At 60.8% G+C, this 18,312-nt stretch carries 19 protein-coding genes; 4 read left to right on the plus strand and 15 right to left on the minus strand.

Annotated features, from left to right (window positions below; all coding sequences use genetic code 11):
* Window positions 1–121: 121 nt before the first annotated feature.
* The 14 genes from AC3Z8Y_RS16595 to AC3Z8Y_RS16660 form a co-directional block, all read right to left on the minus strand.
* A complete protein-coding gene (locus tag AC3Z8Y_RS16595) occupies window positions 122–1,690 on the minus strand; it encodes a flagellar hook-associated protein 3 (RefSeq protein ID WP_490086764.1) in 1,569 nt (522 codons plus the stop codon).
* 12 nt (window positions 1,691–1,702) lie between these two features.
* Window positions 1,703–3,745, minus strand: coding sequence for a flagellar hook-associated protein FlgK (gene flgK / locus AC3Z8Y_RS16600; protein ID WP_490086765.1), 2,043 nt, complete (start codon window positions 3,743–3,745; stop codon window positions 1,703–1,705).
* A 10-nt stretch (window positions 3,746–3,755) separates the two neighbouring features.
* Entirely contained in the window at window positions 3,756–5,072 is a 1,317-nt protein-coding gene (gene flgJ / locus AC3Z8Y_RS16605) for a flagellar assembly peptidoglycan hydrolase FlgJ (RefSeq protein WP_490086766.1), read from the minus strand.
* Between the two features lie 12 nt (window positions 5,073–5,084).
* Window positions 5,085–6,194 carry a flagellar basal body P-ring protein FlgI gene (locus AC3Z8Y_RS16610; protein WP_181111781.1) on the minus strand — a complete coding sequence of 370 codons (1,110 nt, stop codon included), beginning with the start codon at window positions 6,192–6,194 and terminating at the stop codon, window positions 5,085–5,087.
* A gap of 12 nt (window positions 6,195–6,206) precedes the next feature.
* On the minus strand, window positions 6,207–6,905 hold the full coding sequence (gene flgH / locus AC3Z8Y_RS16615) for a flagellar basal body L-ring protein FlgH (protein ID WP_490086767.1): 699 nt from the start codon (window positions 6,903–6,905) through the stop codon (window positions 6,207–6,209).
* Window positions 6,906–6,976: 71 nt separating this feature from the next.
* Window positions 6,977–7,762 (minus strand): flagellar basal-body rod protein FlgG, encoded by a 786-nt coding sequence (gene flgG, locus AC3Z8Y_RS16620; protein ID WP_490086768.1) that lies wholly within the window; start codon window positions 7,760–7,762, stop codon window positions 6,977–6,979.
* Between the two features lie 63 nt (window positions 7,763–7,825).
* Complete coding sequence (locus tag AC3Z8Y_RS16625) at window positions 7,826–8,563, minus strand: flagellar basal body rod protein FlgF (protein ID WP_225772728.1); 738 nt, start codon at window positions 8,561–8,563, stop codon at window positions 7,826–7,828.
* A gap of 365 nt (window positions 8,564–8,928) precedes the next feature.
* On the minus strand, window positions 8,929–9,117 hold the full coding sequence (locus AC3Z8Y_RS16630) for a hypothetical protein (RefSeq protein WP_490086769.1): 189 nt from the start codon (window positions 9,115–9,117) through the stop codon (window positions 8,929–8,931).
* A gap of 48 nt (window positions 9,118–9,165) precedes the next feature.
* Complete coding sequence (gene flgE / locus AC3Z8Y_RS16635) at window positions 9,166–10,464, minus strand: flagellar hook protein FlgE (RefSeq protein WP_490086770.1); 1,299 nt, start codon at window positions 10,462–10,464, stop codon at window positions 9,166–9,168.
* A 30-nt stretch (window positions 10,465–10,494) separates the two neighbouring features.
* On the minus strand, window positions 10,495–11,211 hold the full coding sequence (flgD, locus tag AC3Z8Y_RS16640) for a flagellar hook assembly protein FlgD (protein WP_181111739.1): 717 nt from the start codon (window positions 11,209–11,211) through the stop codon (window positions 10,495–10,497).
* A gap of 15 nt (window positions 11,212–11,226) precedes the next feature.
* On the minus strand, window positions 11,227–11,676 hold the full coding sequence (gene flgC / locus AC3Z8Y_RS16645) for a flagellar basal body rod protein FlgC (protein ID WP_490086771.1): 450 nt from the start codon (window positions 11,674–11,676) through the stop codon (window positions 11,227–11,229).
* A gap of 3 nt (window positions 11,677–11,679) precedes the next feature.
* The gene (gene flgB / locus AC3Z8Y_RS16650) at window positions 11,680–12,087 is read right to left on the minus strand and encodes a flagellar basal body rod protein FlgB (protein WP_490086772.1); all 408 of its coding nucleotides are present in this window, start codon (window positions 12,085–12,087) and stop codon (window positions 11,680–11,682) included.
* Window positions 12,088–12,484: 397 nt separating this feature from the next.
* Window positions 12,485–13,312: a protein-glutamate O-methyltransferase CheR gene (gene cheR / locus AC3Z8Y_RS16655; protein ID WP_490086773.1), complete on the minus strand. Its 828-nt coding sequence runs from the start codon at window positions 13,310–13,312 to the stop codon at window positions 12,485–12,487.
* A gap of 47 nt (window positions 13,313–13,359) precedes the next feature.
* On the minus strand, window positions 13,360–14,286 hold the full coding sequence (locus AC3Z8Y_RS16660; RefSeq protein ID WP_225772720.1) for a chemotaxis protein CheV: 927 nt from the start codon (window positions 14,284–14,286) through the stop codon (window positions 13,360–13,362).
* Window positions 14,287–14,378: 92 nt separating this feature from the next.
* Between AC3Z8Y_RS16660 and flgA the strand changes: the two genes are divergently transcribed.
* The 4 genes from flgA (at window position 14,379) to AC3Z8Y_RS16680 (ending at window position 16,934) form a co-directional block, all read left to right on the plus strand.
* Complete coding sequence (gene flgA / locus AC3Z8Y_RS16665; RefSeq protein ID WP_490086774.1) at window positions 14,379–15,128, plus strand: flagellar basal body P-ring formation chaperone FlgA; 750 nt, start codon at window positions 14,379–14,381, stop codon at window positions 15,126–15,128.
* Window positions 15,129–15,277: 149 nt separating this feature from the next.
* Window positions 15,278–15,580, plus strand: a complete 303-nt coding sequence (gene flgM, locus AC3Z8Y_RS16670; RefSeq protein ID WP_490086775.1) for a flagellar biosynthesis anti-sigma factor FlgM — start codon at window positions 15,278–15,280, stop codon at window positions 15,578–15,580.
* 55 nt (window positions 15,581–15,635) lie between these two features.
* On the plus strand, window positions 15,636–16,103 hold the full coding sequence (locus tag AC3Z8Y_RS16675; protein WP_490086776.1) for a flagella synthesis protein FlgN: 468 nt from the start codon (window positions 15,636–15,638) through the stop codon (window positions 16,101–16,103).
* An 84-nt stretch (window positions 16,104–16,187) separates the two neighbouring features.
* Window positions 16,188–16,934 carry a flagellar brake protein gene (locus AC3Z8Y_RS16680; RefSeq protein ID WP_490090022.1) on the plus strand — a complete coding sequence of 249 codons (747 nt, stop codon included), beginning with the start codon at window positions 16,188–16,190 and terminating at the stop codon, window positions 16,932–16,934.
* 91 nt (window positions 16,935–17,025) lie between these two features.
* Here AC3Z8Y_RS16680 and AC3Z8Y_RS16685 read toward each other — a convergent pair whose 3' ends face one another.
* Window positions 17,026–18,300, minus strand: coding sequence for an MFS transporter (locus AC3Z8Y_RS16685; protein ID WP_490086777.1), 1,275 nt, complete (start codon window positions 18,298–18,300; stop codon window positions 17,026–17,028).
* Between the last annotated feature and the right edge of the window lie 12 nt (window positions 18,301–18,312).

Here is an 18,312-nt window from a genome sequence, read left to right on the forward strand (position 1 = left end):
AGCAGTGCCGGGAAACCGTCCACAAACAAAAAAGCCGCCAGCAGTGCCCTTTGAAGCATAGGCAATGCTGGCGGCTTTGAAGTTCGCCGGTTTGATGCCCAGGCTTAGCCTGGTTTCACACTTACAACCGGTCGAACAGGCTCAGCTGGGAGATCTTGGCAAAGGACAACTGAGCCGCTTGCAGCATGGTTTGCTGCAAGGTGAGCTGGGTGGTCGCTTCTGCCAGGTCCGTGTCACCAATCTGCGATTGCGTGGTGGCGTTCGCGGTTTGCAGGCTTTCGATCTGCGAGCTCTGGATATCGAGCGCGTTTTCACGGGCACCGATCGAACCACGCGTCACGTCGATGCGGTTGCTGGCTGATTGCAGGTTACCCACCGCCGATTCCAGCGAGTTACGCAGGGTAAGCTGTGCCGCTGAATCGTTGGCGGTCGGTGTTTGCAGCGCGACTTGCAGCTGGCTCAACGTATCCAGCACGTTCTGCGTGCTGTGGGTATTGGCGCTCACGGTGAACTGGTCGCTGGCCGCCGGGGTACCGCTGATGTTGAAGGTCACGCCGGTGGTGGTCAGCGAGCCGCTGCCATCGTAGGTGCCGTTCGATACCGGTTTGCTGGTATCGGTGAGCGGCTGCGCATACACCTGGTAATCGGTGGCGCTGGTGAACTTGATAATCGCCCCGTTGGTAGGAAAGCCTGCCGTATAGGCGGCCGAATCCGTCACCGCGCCGGCGGTCATCTGCGCGGTGGAGGTGTTGCTCGCCAGGCGATTGGTGGTGATGGTGTCCGGCGTGGCTTGCAGGTTGAAGCTACGGCCCGCCAGCACGCTGTCAGCGTTCTCGCCGCTGGCCACGTTGGTGTTCACCGAGAAGCTCACGCCGTACAGGCTGATGCTGTCTCCGCCTTCCTTGTCGTAGTCGTAGGTGCCTTTGCTGCCCGTTTGCGCGGTCACGTCGTTGCCAGCGGCATCGGTCACGGTGAACTGGCTGCTGCTGGTGAAGTTCAAGGTGTACGGCTGGCCGGCGGCAAACTGCTTGTTGTAGCTGGTGAGCGAGGTCATCTGGCCGTTGGACACCGACAGCTTGCCGTCCACGGTCGCGGGGGCGGTTTGCGTGGTCTGGGTGCGGCTGGTGTTGGTGGACAGATCGAAGATGCTGAAGCCGGTGTCGTTGGTGGCAACCGACAGGTTGTCCGACACTTGCAGGCTCAGCTGGGTCTCGTCGCCCTGGTAGGTGTACGTGCCGTCGCTGTTGAGCGTGTATGGCTGCGTGGTGGTCTTGGAGCCGGAGAACATGTACTGCCCGTTGGCGTCCTTGGTGTTGAGCAGGCCGTAGATGGTTTCCTTGATCTGCGACACTTCACTGGCCAGCGACTTGCGGTCGTCGTCGGTCAGCACGCCGTTACCGCCCTGGATCGCAAGTTCCTGGGCGCGCTGCAAGGCGGTAGTGATGTTGGACAGCACGCTTTCCTCGGAGGAAAGCGAGTTGGTGGCGCTGGTGATGTTGCCGCTGTACTGGTCCAGCACCGAGCTTTGCTGGCGCAGCTGTAACAGCTTGGACGCGCCAACGGGATCGTCCGAGGCGGTCTGGATGCGTTGGCCCGAGCTGATCTGGTCCTGCGTCTTGGCAGTGTCCGAGAAGTTCTTGGTGTAGGTGCTGCTGCTGCTGGCGAAATACTGGCCGGTAGAAATACGCATGTCGTCCGCTCCTTACAAGGCGTTGAGCAGGGTAGAGAAAACTTCCTGCGCAGCTTTGATAATCTGCGAGGACGCCGTGTAGTACTGCTGAAACTTGACCAGGTCAGCCGCTTCTTCGTCCAGGTTCACACCCGCGACGGAATCCCGGCTGGTGGTGGCGGACGTCAATACGGCTGCGGTGGCAGTGGCATCGCTGCTGGCCTGGGCCGCTTTTGCACCCACGTCTTCCACCAGCTTGGCGTAGGCGCCGGTCATGCTCACGCCGCCACCAGACGCAGAACCCACCGTCTTGGCGTTTTGCAAGTTGACTACGTTGGTCGCGTTGCGGTTATCCGAGGTGCCGTTGCTGTTGAAGGCCACGGTGTAGCTGTCGCTGGCCGCTGGCGAACCGCTGATGTTCATCTGGAACGTGGCGGTCATGGCATTGCCGTCGGCATCGACCATGGCGTTGCCGCTGTCGTCCAGCATGGGCACCGACACGTTCAGCGTGTTGGTCTGGTTTGGCACGATGGTGCCGGTGCCGATGCTGCTGCCGCTGGCGTTGTAAACGGTGTAGCCCTGGCTGCCGTTGCTGGCCGAGCCGAACACCAGCTTGACCGGCAAGCCGTTCTCGATACCGCTTTGCGCCTTGGCCAGCGCTGCGGAGTCGTATACATCCAGTTCGGTGGTCAGCGTGGGCTGCGTGACGCTGCCGGTACCGCTGTTGCCCGAACTGCTGGTGGCCGCGAGCGGGCCGGCAAAGGCCAGCTTCGACACGTCGGTCATGGTGGTCTTGATCTGGCTGGAGCCGTTACGGGTAGGCGTGACCGTAAAGGTGTCGCCCGCACTCAGTGCGTTGCCGTTGAGCGCCAGGGTAAAGCCATCGATGCTCGGCGCCGGGTCTTCGTCCAGGGTGTGGCTGCCCATGGAGGTGCCGTCCGAACGCGTGACCGTGTAAGTGTTGGCGTCGGAGAACTTCACCGCATAGTTGTAGGACGTCAGCGCGCTGCTGTCGGTGATGGTCACGTCCAGGTTGCCGGAACCGGCGCTGTTCTTGGACCCACCCACGCTGCGGCTGCCTACTGCGGCATCCGTGTTGATGCTGCTGAACAGGCTGCTGCCGAAGTCGCCATTGGCGTCCAGGCCCTGGCCCAATTGGGTGTTGACCGAATCGCTGACCACCATGGCCAGGCGGCCGAGTTCGTTCTGCGCCGGCTGCAGCACTTCGCTGCGGTAGCGCAGCAGGCCGCCGATCTGGCCACCGCTGACCACGGAGGTCACGTCAGTGCTGTAGCTGGCGTAATTCACGGTAAGCGAATACGACGACGGATCGGTGGCGCCCGGCTGTGCGGTGAGGGTATTGGACGAGGTGCCCGATACCAGCGCCTGGCCGGTGCCCAGGTACACATCGTACTGGCCGTCGCGTTGCTGCACGGTCACGCCTACCAGCTCGTTGAGCTGGCGCACGGCTTCGTCGCGCGAGTCCAGCAGGCTGTTCGGCGTGCCGGTGCCCGACATCGAGACGATCTGCTGGTTGAGCGAGGCGATGGATTTGCTCAGCGTGTTGACCTGCTCGGAGAGCGAGGTGAGCTGGCTGTTCACGTCGGCATTGGACGACGAGATTTGCGTGGAAATGGTGTTGAAGCGATTGCTCAGCGTGGACGCAGCCGTGACCAGCAACTGGCGCGAAGCGGTGTCGCTGGGGGACGCCGCCGCGGTTTGCAGCGAGGTGAAGAAGTCCGACAACACCGAGGTGATCCCGGTGCTGCTGTCCGACAGCAGAGAGTCGAGCGTAGCCGCGTTGGTAGACAGCGTGCTGGCTTCCGAATCCAGGGCGGTACTGCTCGCTACCTGGTTCTGCAGGTAGGAGCTGTAGATCCGACGCACTTCGGCCAAGGTTGTACCGGTGCCCACGTAACCGGCACCACCAATGCTTTGCAGCGCACCCGCGCTGTTCACAGTGGACTGGCGCGAGTAACCCGCCGTGGCCACGTTGGAGATGTTGTTACTGGTCGTGGTCAGCGCGGCCTGGCTGGAAGACAGCCCCGACAGACCGATGTTGATCAGATTCGCCATGGTTCAAACCTTATAAAGTCGTGGACGAGCCGCTAGACGCGTAGTTCTCGTAGCTCTCGAGCTGCTTGGCAATGGAAGCGATCTTGCTCGCGTAGTGCGGGTCGGTCGCGTAACCAGCCTTCTGCAACTCTTTTACAAACTGTTCCGGGTTATCGGCAGACTTCACAACATCTTGATAGCGATCGTTGTTCTGCAGCAGGTTTACCAGGTCGTGGAAGCTGTCGGCGAAGGAGTCATAGCTACGGAACTGCGCCGTTTCCTTGACCACCTGCCCGCCTTCGTATTCAGCGGTAACAGCGCGCGTGGTGTCGCCTTTCCAGCTGGAGCCGGCCTTGATGTTGAACAGGTTATGGCTGCTGCCGCCATCGCTCTGGCGCAGCACCGATTTACCCCAGCCGGTTTCCAGCGCGGCTTGCGCTACCAGCACTTTAGGGTCTACGCCGATGCGCGCCGCAGCCTCCTGGGCCATTGGCAGCATGGTCGCGATGAAATCGTCGTGGTTGGCGAATGCCGCCTTGCCCGGTGCCAATGGAACCTGCGCCAGGGTGCGGGTGCCGGCGGCATCGCTGCTGGCCTTGGGCGCGGTGGCATAGGTGTTGGTCCAGTCGCCGTAGGCGTCGCTGGTATCGGTAGCTGCCTGGCCGCTGGCGGCGGCATTGCTGGCCACGGCCGCAGCAACGCTGCTCTGCGCGGTGGCCGGCACGTTGATACGGTTGGCGACCTGCGGGTGCAGCAGGTTGGCGTGCGGCGCCTGGCCACGCACCAGCGTGTTGGCCTGGGTAGCCTGGGTTTCGCCCGGCACGATACCGGCCAGCAGCCGATCCACCGACTTGCTGGGCAAGGCCAGGCGGCGCTGGTTGAGCATGGCCATGTCATTGCGTGCCGATGCCGATGCCGACTTCGCTTCGGCAGTACCGTTGCGCACGGCGCCCAGGGCATGCTGGTTGCTGTCCGGGCGAGCGAACGGGTTGCTGCCGGTGTGGGAAGCATCCTTGGTCTTGGACAGTTGACGCATCAGTACGTCCTGCAGGCCGATGCCGTTGCCGGTGTGGGACAGGCTCACGGACAGCTGCTGGTCGTACATGTCCTGGTACTGCTTCACCGCCTCGGTGTTCATGGGGTTGTCCTTGGCCAGCACATCGTTGGCCGAACGCATGGACTTGAGCATCTGGCCGACGAAGACCGATTCGAACTCTTGTGCAACCTTGCGCAGGTTGGCGTCGCTGTCGCGATCGCCTACCTTGAGCGAGTTCAACCGGTTAAGGTCGGTGTAGGCACCCGAATCGGTACCCGAAGAATTCACACCGGCGCCAGAAGACATGTCCATGCTGCATCACCCTCAGATTACGATCAGGTCGGCTTGCAAGGCACCGGCCTGCTTCAAGGCTTCAAGAATGGCCATCAGGTCACTGGGCGCGGCGCCAACCTGGTTGACGGCACGCACGATCTCATCAAGCGTCGTTCCGGGGCCGAACTTGAACATTGGCTTGGCTTCCTGTTCGGCATTGACCTTCGAGCGTGGTACTACAGCGGTCTGGCCATTGGACAACGGTCCGGGCTGGCTGACGATCGGGTCTTCGGTGATCGTCACTGTCAAACTGCCGTGAGTCACTGCCGCTGGCGTAACCTTGACGTTCTGGCCGATCACGATAGTGCCGGTCCGAGAGTTGATGATGACCTTCGCCATGGCCTGGCCGGGGTCTACTTCAAGGTTTTCCAGTATCGACAGGTAGTCCACACGCTGGTTGGGATCAAGCGGCGCGGTCACCCGAACCGATCCCCCGTCCACTGCACTTGCAACTCCCGCGCCAAGAAGCTCGTTGACCTTGTCCACGATGTGCTTGGCGGTGGTGAAGTCCGGCCGATTAAGGTTCAGCGTGAGGAAATTGCCTTGATCGAAGCCGCTCGGCACCGAACGCTCTACCGTTGCGCCGCCAGGAATCCGGCCAGCCGAGGGTACGTTCACGGTGATTTTCGAGCCGTCCTTGCCTTCCGCGTCAAAACCACCCACCACCAGGTTGCCCTGGGCAATCGCATACACGTTGCCGTCGATACCCTTGAGCGGGGTCATCAACAGGCTGCCGCCGCGCAGGCTCTTGGAGTTACCGATGGACGACACGGTGATGTCGATGGTCTGGCCGGGCTTGGAGAACGCCGGCAGGTCGGCATGGATCGACACTGCGGCGACGTTTTTCAGCTGGGCCGACGAGGTACCGGTAGGCACCTTGATGCCGAACTGCGCGAGCATGTTGTTGAACGTCTGGATGGTAAACGGCGTTTGCGTGGTCATGTCACCGGTGCCGCTCAGGCCCACGACCAGGCCGTAACCGATCAGCTGGTTGCTACGAACGCCCTGAATACTGGCGATGTCCTTGAGGCGCTCGGCGTGAGCGCCGAACGCGGTCAGGAACAACAGGGATGCCGCCACCAACTGCTTGAAGTTCAACATGGTCATACGCACTCAGAAGGGGAAGTACGGGCTGGAGAAGAACCGGTCCAACCACCCTGGCTGGCTGGCTTCTGCGAAGGAGCCGGTGCCGGAGTAGGTGATTCGCGCGTCGGCCACTCGGGTCGACGACACTGTATTGTCGGTTGCTATGTCATCTGCACGAACCAGGCCAACAATACGTACCAGTTCCTGCCCGGTGTTCAGGGTCAGCCACTTCTCGCCTCGGACCGAAATGATCCCGTTGGGGAGCACGTCAGCCACGGTCACGGTGATCGAACCGGTCAGGCTGTTGCCCTGGGCCGCCTTGGCGTCGCCATTGGTAGTACGGTCGCCGCTGTAGCCGGCATCCAGGCTCAGGTCGCCGCCGCCCAGTGGGTTGTTGGTGGTCCCGCTGCCGCCGAACAGCGACGTCAGGCCGATGCTGTTGCTGCTGCTCTTGGTCACCTTCGAGTTGGCGCTTTTGCTTGCCGAGGTTTTCTCGGCCAGGGTGATGGTGATGATGTCACCCACACGGAACGCCTTGCGGTCGGTGTACAGGTTCTGGTCAAAGCCCGCCTGATAGATCGAGCCGTTGTTGGACGCTGCCGGCAGGGGTGTACGGGGCAACACAGGCGCGTAGTACGGATCGTCCGCCTTGGGGGGTGGCGACATGCAGCCACCCAGGAACGCAGCTCCGGTCAACAACAGCACAGCAGACAGACGACGATTCATGACTCCAACCTCACGGTGTAACTGATCCTTCAGGCGTTTGAGCAAGCGTGTAAAAGCGGTGAAGCGATCAATTACAGGTTCTGAGTCACGTACTGCAGCATCTGGTCCGCGGTGGAGATCACCTTGGAGTTCATCTCGTAAGCGCGCTGCGTGGTGATCATGTTCACCAGTTCTTCCACGGTGCTCACGTTGGAGTTTTCCAAGGTGTTCTGCAGCACGGTGCCGAAACCGTTCAAGCCTGGGGTACCCACGTTCGGTGCACCGCTGGCCGCGGTTTCCAGGTACTGGTTGCCGCCAATGGACTGCAAGCCGGCCGGGTTGATGAAGTCGGCCGTCTGGATGTTGCCGATCACCTGGGCGGTGGCACTGCCAGTGGTGGTGATCGAAACGGTACCGTCGGTGCCGACGGTGAAGGTTTGCGCTTCTGCCGGTACGGTAACTGCTGGCTGCAGGGCCAAGCCGTTGGCGGTGACGATCTGGCCATCGGAGTTCAGGTGGAAGGTACCGTCACGGGTGTAGGAAATGGTGCCGTCGGGCTGCATCACCTGGAAGAAACCGCGACCGTTCACGGCCATGTCCAGCGGCTGGTCGGTGGTTTGCAGGCTACCGGCAGTGAAGTTCTTCTGGGTGCCGACGATGCGCACACCGGTACCCAACTGCAGGCCGGACGGCAGTTCGCTGTCCTGGGTAGATTGAGCACCCGGCTGGCGTTTTACCTGGTACAGCAGGTCCTGGAACTCGGCACGGTCTTTCTTGAAACCGGTGGTAGAAACGTTGGCCAGGTTGTTCGAAATGGTGGTCAGGTTGGTGTCCTGAGCAGCCAGGCCGGTTTTACTGACATAAAGTGCTGGAAGCATGGTGTTCTCCTTCGGGCGCCGGGTTTGCGTCGCCTGTGGTGTCAATAAAAGTGTGGGTTACACTTACATTTGCAGGACGCGTGCCATAGCTTCATCGTCTTCCTTGGCAGTCGTCATCATTTTGATGTGCATCTCGAACTGCTTGGAAAGCGCCATTACCTGGGTCATTTCATCCACGGCATTTACGTTGCTGCCCTGCAGGAAACCGGAGGTCATCTGCACAGTGCCGTCCACCGCAGCAGGCTCGCCATTTTTGGTGTGGATCATGCCGTCGGTGCCTTTGGTGAGGTCGGCCGCCTTCGGGTTTACAGTCTTGATCCGGTCCACCACTGCCATCACCGACGGCGCCTGGCCGAGCGAGCGAATGCTGATGGTGCCGTCCTGCCCCACTTCAATCTGTTCTTCCGGCGGCACGGCGATCGGGCCACCGTTACCCAGCACGGCCATGCCGGTGCTGGTGCGCAAAACGCCAAGGGCGTCGACGTTCAAGCTGGCGCTTTTGGTGTAGGCCTCCGAACCGTCCGGGGCCTGCACCGCGATCCAGCCTTCGCCACCCACGGCCACGTCGAGGTCACGACCGGTGGAGATCATCGGCCCGCCGCTCAGGTCGGTGGCCGGGCGCTCGGTCATGGCATAGGCACGGGACGGCAGGGTATCGCCGAACACCGGCATGGAACGCGCTTGCTCGAGGTCCTTCTGGAAACCATTGGTGGACACGTTGGCCAGGTTGTTGGCGTGAGCCTTCTGCGCGAGGGCGTTCTGGCTGGCACCGGTCATGGCGACGTAAAGCATTTTATCCATGGTCGTCTCCTTGGCGGCTGAAGCCGCTGAGTAACTGTGTACCAGTGATATAGCAATACGCGGGCCAAGTTTATAAAACCGGCTACAAAGGCTCTAGGGCGGGCATTTCAGAGGATCGACAGAAAGTCGACGGAAGAAAAGTGCCGAGATTTCGGCGGTGCCTTGCCGGGATCGGCAAGGTGGCGACGTGTATTTGCTGACGGCGAAGCGGCGCACAAGGCTACGAGGGCAACCATAAACCGTGTAGGAGCCGGGCGCAGCCGCAAGGCGAAGCTCGCGAAGAAGGCACCACGTAATTCGTAGTTGATTCTTTCGCGAGCTTTGCCCGCTTCCCACAGAGATCCACAGCAACCCGCAAATCCTTGTTACGGGCGGCAACCGGCGTTGTGGAACGGGCCGGCAAAACGCTGGAACGCCTCGCCTGGGTCCGACTGCATGCAAACGAACTGGCCGGTTTTCAAGCTTTGATACTTGAACCACGGTGCCGTAGCGCCTTCCGCGAGGCCGCCGGTCATGGTCAGGAAAATCATGAAGAGATGGACGTACTTTTTCATGGCGGCTCCGCGGCCGGGGCGGCGGCTCCTTGCGCCGCCCCGTGTGCATCAGGTCATTTGGATGATGGTTTGCATGATGGTGCTTTCGGTGGAGATGGTCTTGGCGTTCGCTTGATAGTTGCTCTGCGCCTTGATCAAGTTCACCAATTCGCTGGTCAGGTCGACGTTGGAGTCTTCCAGCGAGCCCGCAGTCAAGGTACCCATGGTGCCGCTGTTCGGCGCGCCAACCACCGGCACACCGGAAGAGGACGATTCGCGCCAGCCGGTGCTGCCGTTCGGAGTCAGCCCCTGAACGTTGCTGAAGTTCGCCAACGCCACCTGGCCGATGGTTTTCGACTCGCCGTTGCTGTACGAGCCGAAGATATTGCCTTCGCTGTCGATGGACAGGGACGACAAGCTACCGGTGGCATAACCATCCTGCGATTTGGCCGTTACCGCCGACGTGGTGTTGTAGGACGAGGTTTTGGCCATGTCCAGGGTCACGCCAGTTGTTGCCGCGGTAGCACCGTTGCTCGCCATCACGCCGCTGGCATTCTTGGCCGCCGGGACCCAGTTGCTCATGGTCAGCTTGCCGGTCGAATCCACGGTCATGTCGCTGCTGGTGGTGGTCGCCAGGCTACCGTCGGAGTTGAACGTCATGGCGGCCGAGAACGGCGTGGTGGACGACGGGTCTGCCGGGTTTACGCCATCGACGGTGGTGTACATGCTCCAGGCGTTGGTGTCGTCCTTCACGAAGTACTGCGTCATGGTATGGGAGTTACCCTGACTGTCGAAGATGTCCGTGCTGAAGGTGTAGTTGTAGCTGTCGGTGTCGGCGGCATCGAACGGCGTCACGGTCGGAACGGTGTCGCTGGAGTTCAGGTTCATGGTTTCTGAAACGGTGTCGGTCGCCTTGGGTGCCAGCGCAGACGTATCCACCTTGAGCGTGGTGAGCACGCCGTCGATGACCTTGCCGTTGGAGTCGGTACCGTAGCCCATCAGCTGGTTGCCGCTGGCATCAACGATGTTGCCGTCCTTGTCGGTACCGAAGGCACCTGCACGGGTATACACCTTGTTGCCGTTGTCGCTGACCACGAAGAAGCCGTTGCCGTTGATAGCCATGTCCAGGCTGGCACCGGTGCTGCTGATGGTGCCCTGGGTGAACTGCTGGGAAACCGCAGCCGTGGCTACGCCCGAACCTACGCCGTTCTTGGAGCTGCCAAGGAACAGGGAGTTGGCGTAAACGTCGCCGAATTCGGCGCGCGACTTTTTGAAGCCGGTGGTAGCAACGTTGGCAATGTTGTTGCCGGTAACGTTGAGGGCGGTGTTGGCTGCATTGAGACCGCTAAGGCCGGTATTGAACGACATAGTACTAAACTCCAGTGCCGATAAGCCGGCTTACGATCCGATGGTTTTGACGTTCGACAGCGCTACGCTAGAGCCGTCAGACAATTTAAGGGTCATGTCACCCGAGGTACTGCCGACCGTCACACTTGTGACGGTGGAAGGCAGGTACGTGGTCTGTGCAACTTCGCTGCCATCTACTGCGGCGCTGGCCACAAATTTGTAGGTGCCGGACGGAAGGACAGTGCCATCGTTGCTGGTGCCATCCCAGTTGAAGCTGACGGTGCCTGCGGCTTGCGAGCCCAGGTCGATGTTCTTCACCAGGTTGCCGCTGGCGTCGTAAACCTTGACGGTGGCGTCGGTACTGGCCGAAGCCAGGTCGAACTGCCCGGTCAGGCCGGTGCTGGTGTCTACGGTGGTGCTGCTGGTTTGCGCCAGCACCGAGTGCCCTACCAGAGCCGACGCTTGCAGCGCCTGGCTCGAGGTGTAGTTGGTGGCCAGGCCAGACACGGTATCGTTGAGGTTGTTGATGCCTTCAACGCTACTGAACTGTGCCAACTGCGCCACGAACTCAGAGTTGTCCTGAGGGTCGAGCGGGTTCTGGTTCTTCATCTGGGTCACGAGCAGTTGCAGGAACGTGTCCTTGCCCATGGTCTCGGTGCCCGTGGTGGAGCTGGACGACGAGGACGAAGTGGACGACGTGCCGGTGGTGCCCGAAACCGCGTATTGCGACAGGATCGAGGCGCTGGTGCTGTCAGTGGTGGTAGTCATGGTTTATCCCTTGGCTTACTGACCCAGCGTCAGTACTTTCTGCATCATGGTTTTAGCGGTGTTCATGATCTCGGCGTTGGTCTGGAAAGACCGGCTGGCGGAGATCATGTCTGCCATTTCTTCAACGACGTTCACGTTCGGGTAGTACACATACCCGTCCTTGTTCGCCGCTGGGTTGTTCGGTTCGTAGCGTGGTTCGAGGTTGCTCTGGTCTTCGACGATCCCGGACACCTGCACGCCCTGCCCTGCTTCGCCCTGGTCTTCGAACAGCGAACTGCTGCCGCTGGTGCCGCCGGCCTGCTCGGACATCACGGTGGCGAACACCGGGTGGCGAGCACGGTAGGTCTGGTCGACGCTGGACGACACGGTCTCGGCGTTGGCGATGTTGCTGGCCACGGTGTTGAGGCGAGTGGTCTGGGCGCTCATGCCGGTGCCGGCAATGTTGAATACGCTGGAAAGAGACATCGATTACTCTCCTTTGATGGCCGTGACCAGGCCTTTGAATTTGTTGTTCAGCAAGGTGAAGCTTGCCTGGAAGTCCACTGCGTTCTTGGCGTAGTTCGCGTTTTCGATCTGCGCGTCCACGGTGTTCTGATCCAGGGAAGGCTGGGTAGGTACGCGGTACTGCAAGGTACCGTCGTCGTTGCCCAGGCCCTCGGCATCGATGTGCATGCTGTTCGTACGCTCCAAGCCAAAGCTGCCGTTCTGGGTCTTGTCGGCTTGAGCCGCCAGAACCGAAGAGAAGTCCAGGTCGCGTGCCTTGTAGTTAGGCGTATCGGCGTTGGCCAGGTTGTTGGCCAATACCTCGGCGCGCTGGGCGCGGAAATTCAGCGCCTGCTCATGAATGCCGAGTGCCTTGTCGAAACTGATGCCCATGGTTGGTACCTCTGCGACGAAACTTTGTGTGCTGATCGAGATATAGCAACTGCTGTGCCAACTTTCTAACCCCTTGTTTTAGAAGGGTTACGCCGCCAAGGCTGAAATTTGTCGCCAGAAAAGCGGCAAGTTGTTTCCGGTGGCAAGCGGCAAAGCGGCAAGGTCGGCGTCAGAAAAGCTGCCGTTGAGGGGAGAGTTGCAAGAGGGGGACCAACAGGGGGCGACGGGGGAAGGCGATCAAAACATTCTTGTAGGAAGCGGGCGAAGCTCGCGAAAGGACCTGATTCGCGAGCTTCGCCGGATGGCCGGCCCTGTCGCTCCCTACAGGAACAGTTGCCCGACCGGATGCTGAGAAAGTAAAAACGCCGCCGGTGGAATTCCGGCGGCGCAGCGGCAATCAGATCGCCTGGTAAATGATGCCCGGGCTGCACTGGACCATCTTGTACTTGTCCGGCAACCCATTGAGGGCTTCGGATGCGCCAAGGAACAGGTACCCGCCTGGCTTCAGCGTGCCGTGGATGCGCGAGAGGATGTCCTTCTTTACCTCCGCCGAGAAATAGATCAGCACGTTGCGGCAGAACACCACGTCGAACTTGCCCAGCGACATGTAGCTTTCAAGCAGGTTGATCGGGCGGAAGTCGATGCGACTGCGGATCGGCGCCTTCACGGCCCAGCGGTTGCCGGGCTTTACATCGAAGTAGCGCTGCAGGCGTTCCGGGGACAAGCCGCGGCCGATGGCCAGGCTGTCGTATTCGCCGCTTTTGCAGTTGATGAGCATCGACGGCGACAAGTCCGTGGCGGTGATCTGCACCCCACCTTTGAGCTGACCGGGGTTGGCCTGGGTGAACTCCTCTACCGTCATGGACAGCGAATAGGGTTCCTGCCCCGACGAACAGGCCGCCGACCAGATGCGCAGGCGCTGGCCGGGGTTGGCCTTCACCAGCTCCGGGAGCACCTTGTTTTTCATGACCTCGAAGGGGTAGGTGTCGCGAAACCACAGGGTTTCGTTGGTGGTCATGGCATCCACTACCTGCTCACGCAGGCCGCCCCTGGGCTGGGTCTGGATGCGCTGCACCAGTTCACCCAGGCTTTTGATGCCTTGTTGCTCCATGAGCTTGTTGAGGCGGCTGGACACCAGGTACTGCTTGTTTTCGCCCAGCACGATGCCACAGGCTTTTTCCAGGAACCCCCGGAACTGCTCAAAATCCGAATTTGCCGTAGCCAAAGCTGCCGCCTCTCAAGTTGTTCATTCTTTGCCGCGCCGGGGCCCGGTCAACCTTTTGCATTGATACGTTCGACCACCCGGGACGCGAGATCGTCCGGGCGGAATTTGGCCAGGAAGTCGTCCGCGCCGACTTTTTTCACCATGGCCTGGTTGAACACGCCCGACAGCGAGGTGTGCAACACGATGTGCAGTTTCTGCAAGCGGGGATCGCTACGGATCTCCGCCGTAAGAGTGTAGCCATCCATTTCCGGCATCTCGATGTCAGAAATGAGCATCAGGAATTCCTCGTTCGGGTCCTTGCCCTCGGCCACCATTGCCTTGAGGTACTCCAGTGCCTGGCGCCCATCGTTGAGCGCGACCACTTCCACCCCTACCGTCTCGAGGCAGCGGCTCACCTGCTTGCGGGCCACCGAGGAATCATCCACGGTCAGCACGCGCAGGGTGGTCGCCTTTTCCTGCACTCCCGCGGTGATCACGCCGCTGCTGATCGCTTCGGATACCGGAGACACTTCGGCGAGGATCTTCTCCACGTCGATGATTTCCACCAGCTGGTTATCTACCCGCGTAACCGCCGTGAGGTAATGATCACGGCCGGTGCCCTTGGGTGGCGGATGAATCGCCTCCCAGTTCATGTTGACGATGCGTTCCACCGAATGAACCAGGAAACCCTGAATCTTGGTGTTGTACTCCGTGATGATCACGAAGGGGTCCTGTGCCACTTCCAGCGAGCGCGAGCCCGTGGCCATCGACAGGTCAAGAATCGGAATAGTGGCGCCACGAATGTTGGCCACGCCCCGCACGACCGGGCTGGACTTGGGCATCACGGTCAACTTCGGACATTGCAGCACCTCGCGAACCTTGAAGACATTGATGCCGTACAACTGCTTGCCGTTCAAACGGAACAACAACAGTTCAAGGCGGTTCTGCCCTACCAGTTGCGTGCGCTGGTTTACTGAATCCATCACACCAGCCATGTTAAACCTCCACCTTGTACTGTCGGCTCCGCGGAGCCTCGTTCTGTGCGAGCAAGCGGCATTTCTGGCACGTCGCTTGCTCAAGCATAGCCATGAACGAGAAAACGCCATATTCACGACATCTGATCGCGACCCTCTACGGGTTGTTCGCCACCATGTGTCTGCTTGGGTCAGGGCGCCTGCTTGCCGATGACATCACAGCGCCTGAACAGCTTATCGGTGTGACGCAGGGGTTTCTTGAGTTCACCGTTGAAGATTATTTAGCGACCAGCCAGACCGACGGCCGCTACGAGATCGAAGTGGCGAACCTGGACCCTCGCCTGCGTATGCCTCAATGCGATCGAGAGCTGACTGCCCGGCTGGAAAGCCCCGCCATTCCATTGGGGCGCGTGACCGTGCGGGTGCGCTGTGAAGGTGGCTCTCCGTGGACCGTCTTCGTGCCAGCGACCGTCAAGCTCTACCGCGAGGTGGTAGTGGCCACCCGGCCTTTGAAACGCGATACGGTGATCGCCGACGGCGACGTGGCGCTCAAGGAACGTGATGTCGGCCAGTTGAACCAGGGCTTCCTGCCATCGCTGGACCAAGCGATCGGCCAGCGGGTGGTCCGACCGACGGTCATGGATCAGGTGATTGCACCCGTACAGATCGAACAGCCGGAGGTGATCCGCAAGGGCGACCAGGTAGTGATTACCGCGCGCGCCGGCACGCTGGCGGTAAGGATGCCCGGCGAAGCGCTCAGCAATGGCGGCATGAACGAGCAGATCCGCGTACGTAACCTCAATTCCCAACGGGTGGTAAAAGCACGGGTAACCGGGCCCGCCCAGGTGGAAGTTTCCATGTAAAGACGAGCCGCTCTGGCGGCGCGGGCCTGATTTTCCTACACTTGGCGCATGAACCTTGCCGTTGGGGTGTTTTCGAAAAAATACCCTAAAGTTTCTCCGCTCATGGTCGAAAACAAGGCAAGCGTCCAAATACCAAGGGGTTTCTTATCATGGTCATCGATTTCCGGAGCGTTACCGGCTCCACTCAAGTCTCGGGCACTGCTCGTACCACCAGCAGCAAGCCAGTCGGGGCAGTAGACGACGTCAAAAGCGTCAAGGAAACCAGCCAGGCCGGTGAATCCGTACAACTGAGCGATGTTGCCCAGCACATGAAAAAGGTCACCGAGAGCCTCGGTACCGATGCGCCGGTCAATGCCAGCCGCGTTGCCGAACTCAAGCAGCAGATCGCTGACGGCACTTACCAGGTCGACAGCAAAAGTATTGCCAGCAAGATGCTTTCCTTCGAATCCTGAGCCGTCGCTCAAGCGGCTCAAGTTTTACCCGGCGCAGTGACCATCGGGACCCGCCATGCACGACACGACCTTATTGCAGTTGATTGAAGACGACATAGCGCCCGCAGAACACCTTCTGGCATTGCTGCGCGAGGAGTACACCGCGCTGCGGGGCCGTGACATGGTGCTGCTGGAAAACATCCTGGCTCACAAGCAGTCATTGATCGTGCAGTTGGGCCAGCACGGCCGTCGGCGCAGCGAATTGCTTGCCTCCATGGGGCTGTCGCCAGATGCCGAAGGCCTGGCGCAACTGGCGCAGGTGTCGGTGCTGGGCAAGGTGCTGGTGGAGCGCGGGGAGCACCTGGCCGCTATCCTGGCCGAGTGTCAGACCATCAACGAGCAGAACGGCCGGGCTATTCAGCTTCAGCAATTTGCCACCGCGAATCAGCTGCGGATTCTAAGCGGCGGTGAAGCGCCTTCGCTGTACACTGCGCGCGGTGCTACCGCCCGGTTGGCGACAGTGCGAGCCTTCAGCCAGGCCTGAGGATTTAGTATCCCCGGGCGTACAGTGATGGCACAATGCCGTACTGTTCGCCCGTTTCGTTTTTTGCCTGGAGACCCGATCATCGTGTTCAACGCCTCGAGTGCGGACGATGCACCGCAGCCGCCAAAGGTTCTCACCACGCCACTGGAAATCATCGCGAACGTGAAGTCGCTGATGGACGGGCATGACCCGCTCATCGTGACCTTTACCGAGCGCCAGCAACGTTTTCAGAGCTACGTGGTAGACGTTGACCGTGATAGCGGAACCCTGGCCTTCGATGAGCTGATACCGCGCGATGGCGAGCGCTTCCTGAGCAATGGCGAACATTTTCGGGTAGAAGGCTTTCATGACGGCGTGCGCATTGCCTGGGAGTGCAACGGGCCGTTCAAGGTGGTGGATAACGACAATGGCCGCAGCTACCACGGCGCATTGCCCAGCGAAGTGATCTATCACCAGCGGCGTAACGCCTTCCGCGCCGCGCTCAAGCTATCTCAATTGGTAGACGTTGAAGTGGCTGGCAGCAAGGTTGCGAAAGCGGTACGCGGCAAGCTGCTGGACGTGTCGGCAACCGGCTGCAAGCTGCGCTTCGAAGGCAACATCACCCAGCAGTTGCAGCTGGGCCAGGTGTACGAGAAATTCGCCGCCGCCCTGCCCTTCGGCGCCATCACCGCACCGGTTGAACTGCGCTACCTACATTTCGAGGAGCGCCTCGACACCACCTTCGCCGGGGTTCGCTTTCACAACATGAGCGGCCTGGTACAGCGCAACGTAGAGCGCTTCGTCCATCAGCTGCAGCGCGAAGCGCGGCAGTTCGACAAGGATGATTTCTAAGCACCCCTGTTGGAGCTGACGCAGCTTGCGGCCCTGCCAGGCCGTCGCCGCCAAGGCGTGCTGCTACCGCTGCCCCCGCTCCAATGCGGCGTCAATGATCCTTCATCTGGTCGTCCACCACCTGCTCGTCCACGCGTGGATCGAGGGCGGCGACCAGAGGTGAGCTGGTCATGTTGTCAGGCATGGCAATGTGATGCAGGGGCGCATCCTCGACCTGGTGCAGGTTGGTGACCGCCTTGGGCCGTATGCGCCATACCAGCACCAGTGCAAAGAACGAGAAGAACCCGTACAGGGTGTCACTCCCGTACAGCTTCATCAGCACGCCTGCGGCCAGCGGGCCGATGCTGGCGCCCACGCCATAGGTCACCAGCAGCATGGCGGTCAGTGACACCCGGCGCTCGCTTTCCACGTGGTCATTGGAAAACGCCACGGCCAGGGGATAGAGGCAGAATTGCAACAGCGACACCCCGAAGCCGCCGAAGAAGAGCGCCTCCATGGGCACATGGAACAGCCTCGGAGCAAGTGCCATTACCAGCGCCAGCACGCACAGCACCATGGCGATCACGCGGATCAGCAGCGCTCGATCGTAACGGTCCGACAGCCAGCCCAGCGGCCATTGCACCACCAGCCCGGCGAACACGCAGCAGCCCATGAACAGGCCCACCGCCTCGGTGCTCAGCCCCTGCCCCGCTGCGTACAAGGGCGCAAGGCCGTAGAACGAACCGATGATCAGGCCAGCGCACAGCACAGTAGTCAGAGACTGGGGCACGCGCTGCATGAAAAAGCGCGGGTCCATGGGTACCGGGTGAAGCGCGTCCGGGTGGAGGCGCCGGGTCAGCGCCACGGGCACGAGGCAGAGCGCAAAGCACAGCGCAACCATCATCAGAAGCTCCAGCCCCAACTCGGAGTGCCACACGAGGATCAGTTGCCCCAGCACCAGCCCCAGGTACGACGCGATCATGTAGCCGCTGAATACCATTCCGCGTTGCTTGGCCTCGGCCTGCTCGTTGAGCCAGCTCTCGATCACCATGTACTGGCACATCATGCCTAGCCCTACGACCAGCCGCAGCACCAGCCAGGCCGGCAGGTAGCCGACCAGCCCATGCCCGAGCACCGCCGCGGTCACGATCCCCGCACACGCGGTGTAGGCGCGTATGTGGCCAACGCGCGCAATCAACCGGTGGCCGATCTTGCCGCCGAGCACAAGGCCGAAATAGTACGCCGCCATCAGGGCGCCCACCCACAGGCCATCCACCTGATCGGCGGCGAGGCGCAGCGCGAGGTACGTACTGAGCAAGCCCGAGCCGATCAACATCATCAGAGAGGCGAAATAAAGGCCACGAAAGTTTTTCCAGATCTGACGCATTGACGCTTGCAG

This window comes from Pseudomonas sp. 3MAES_34.3B (genome assembly GCF_058145875.1).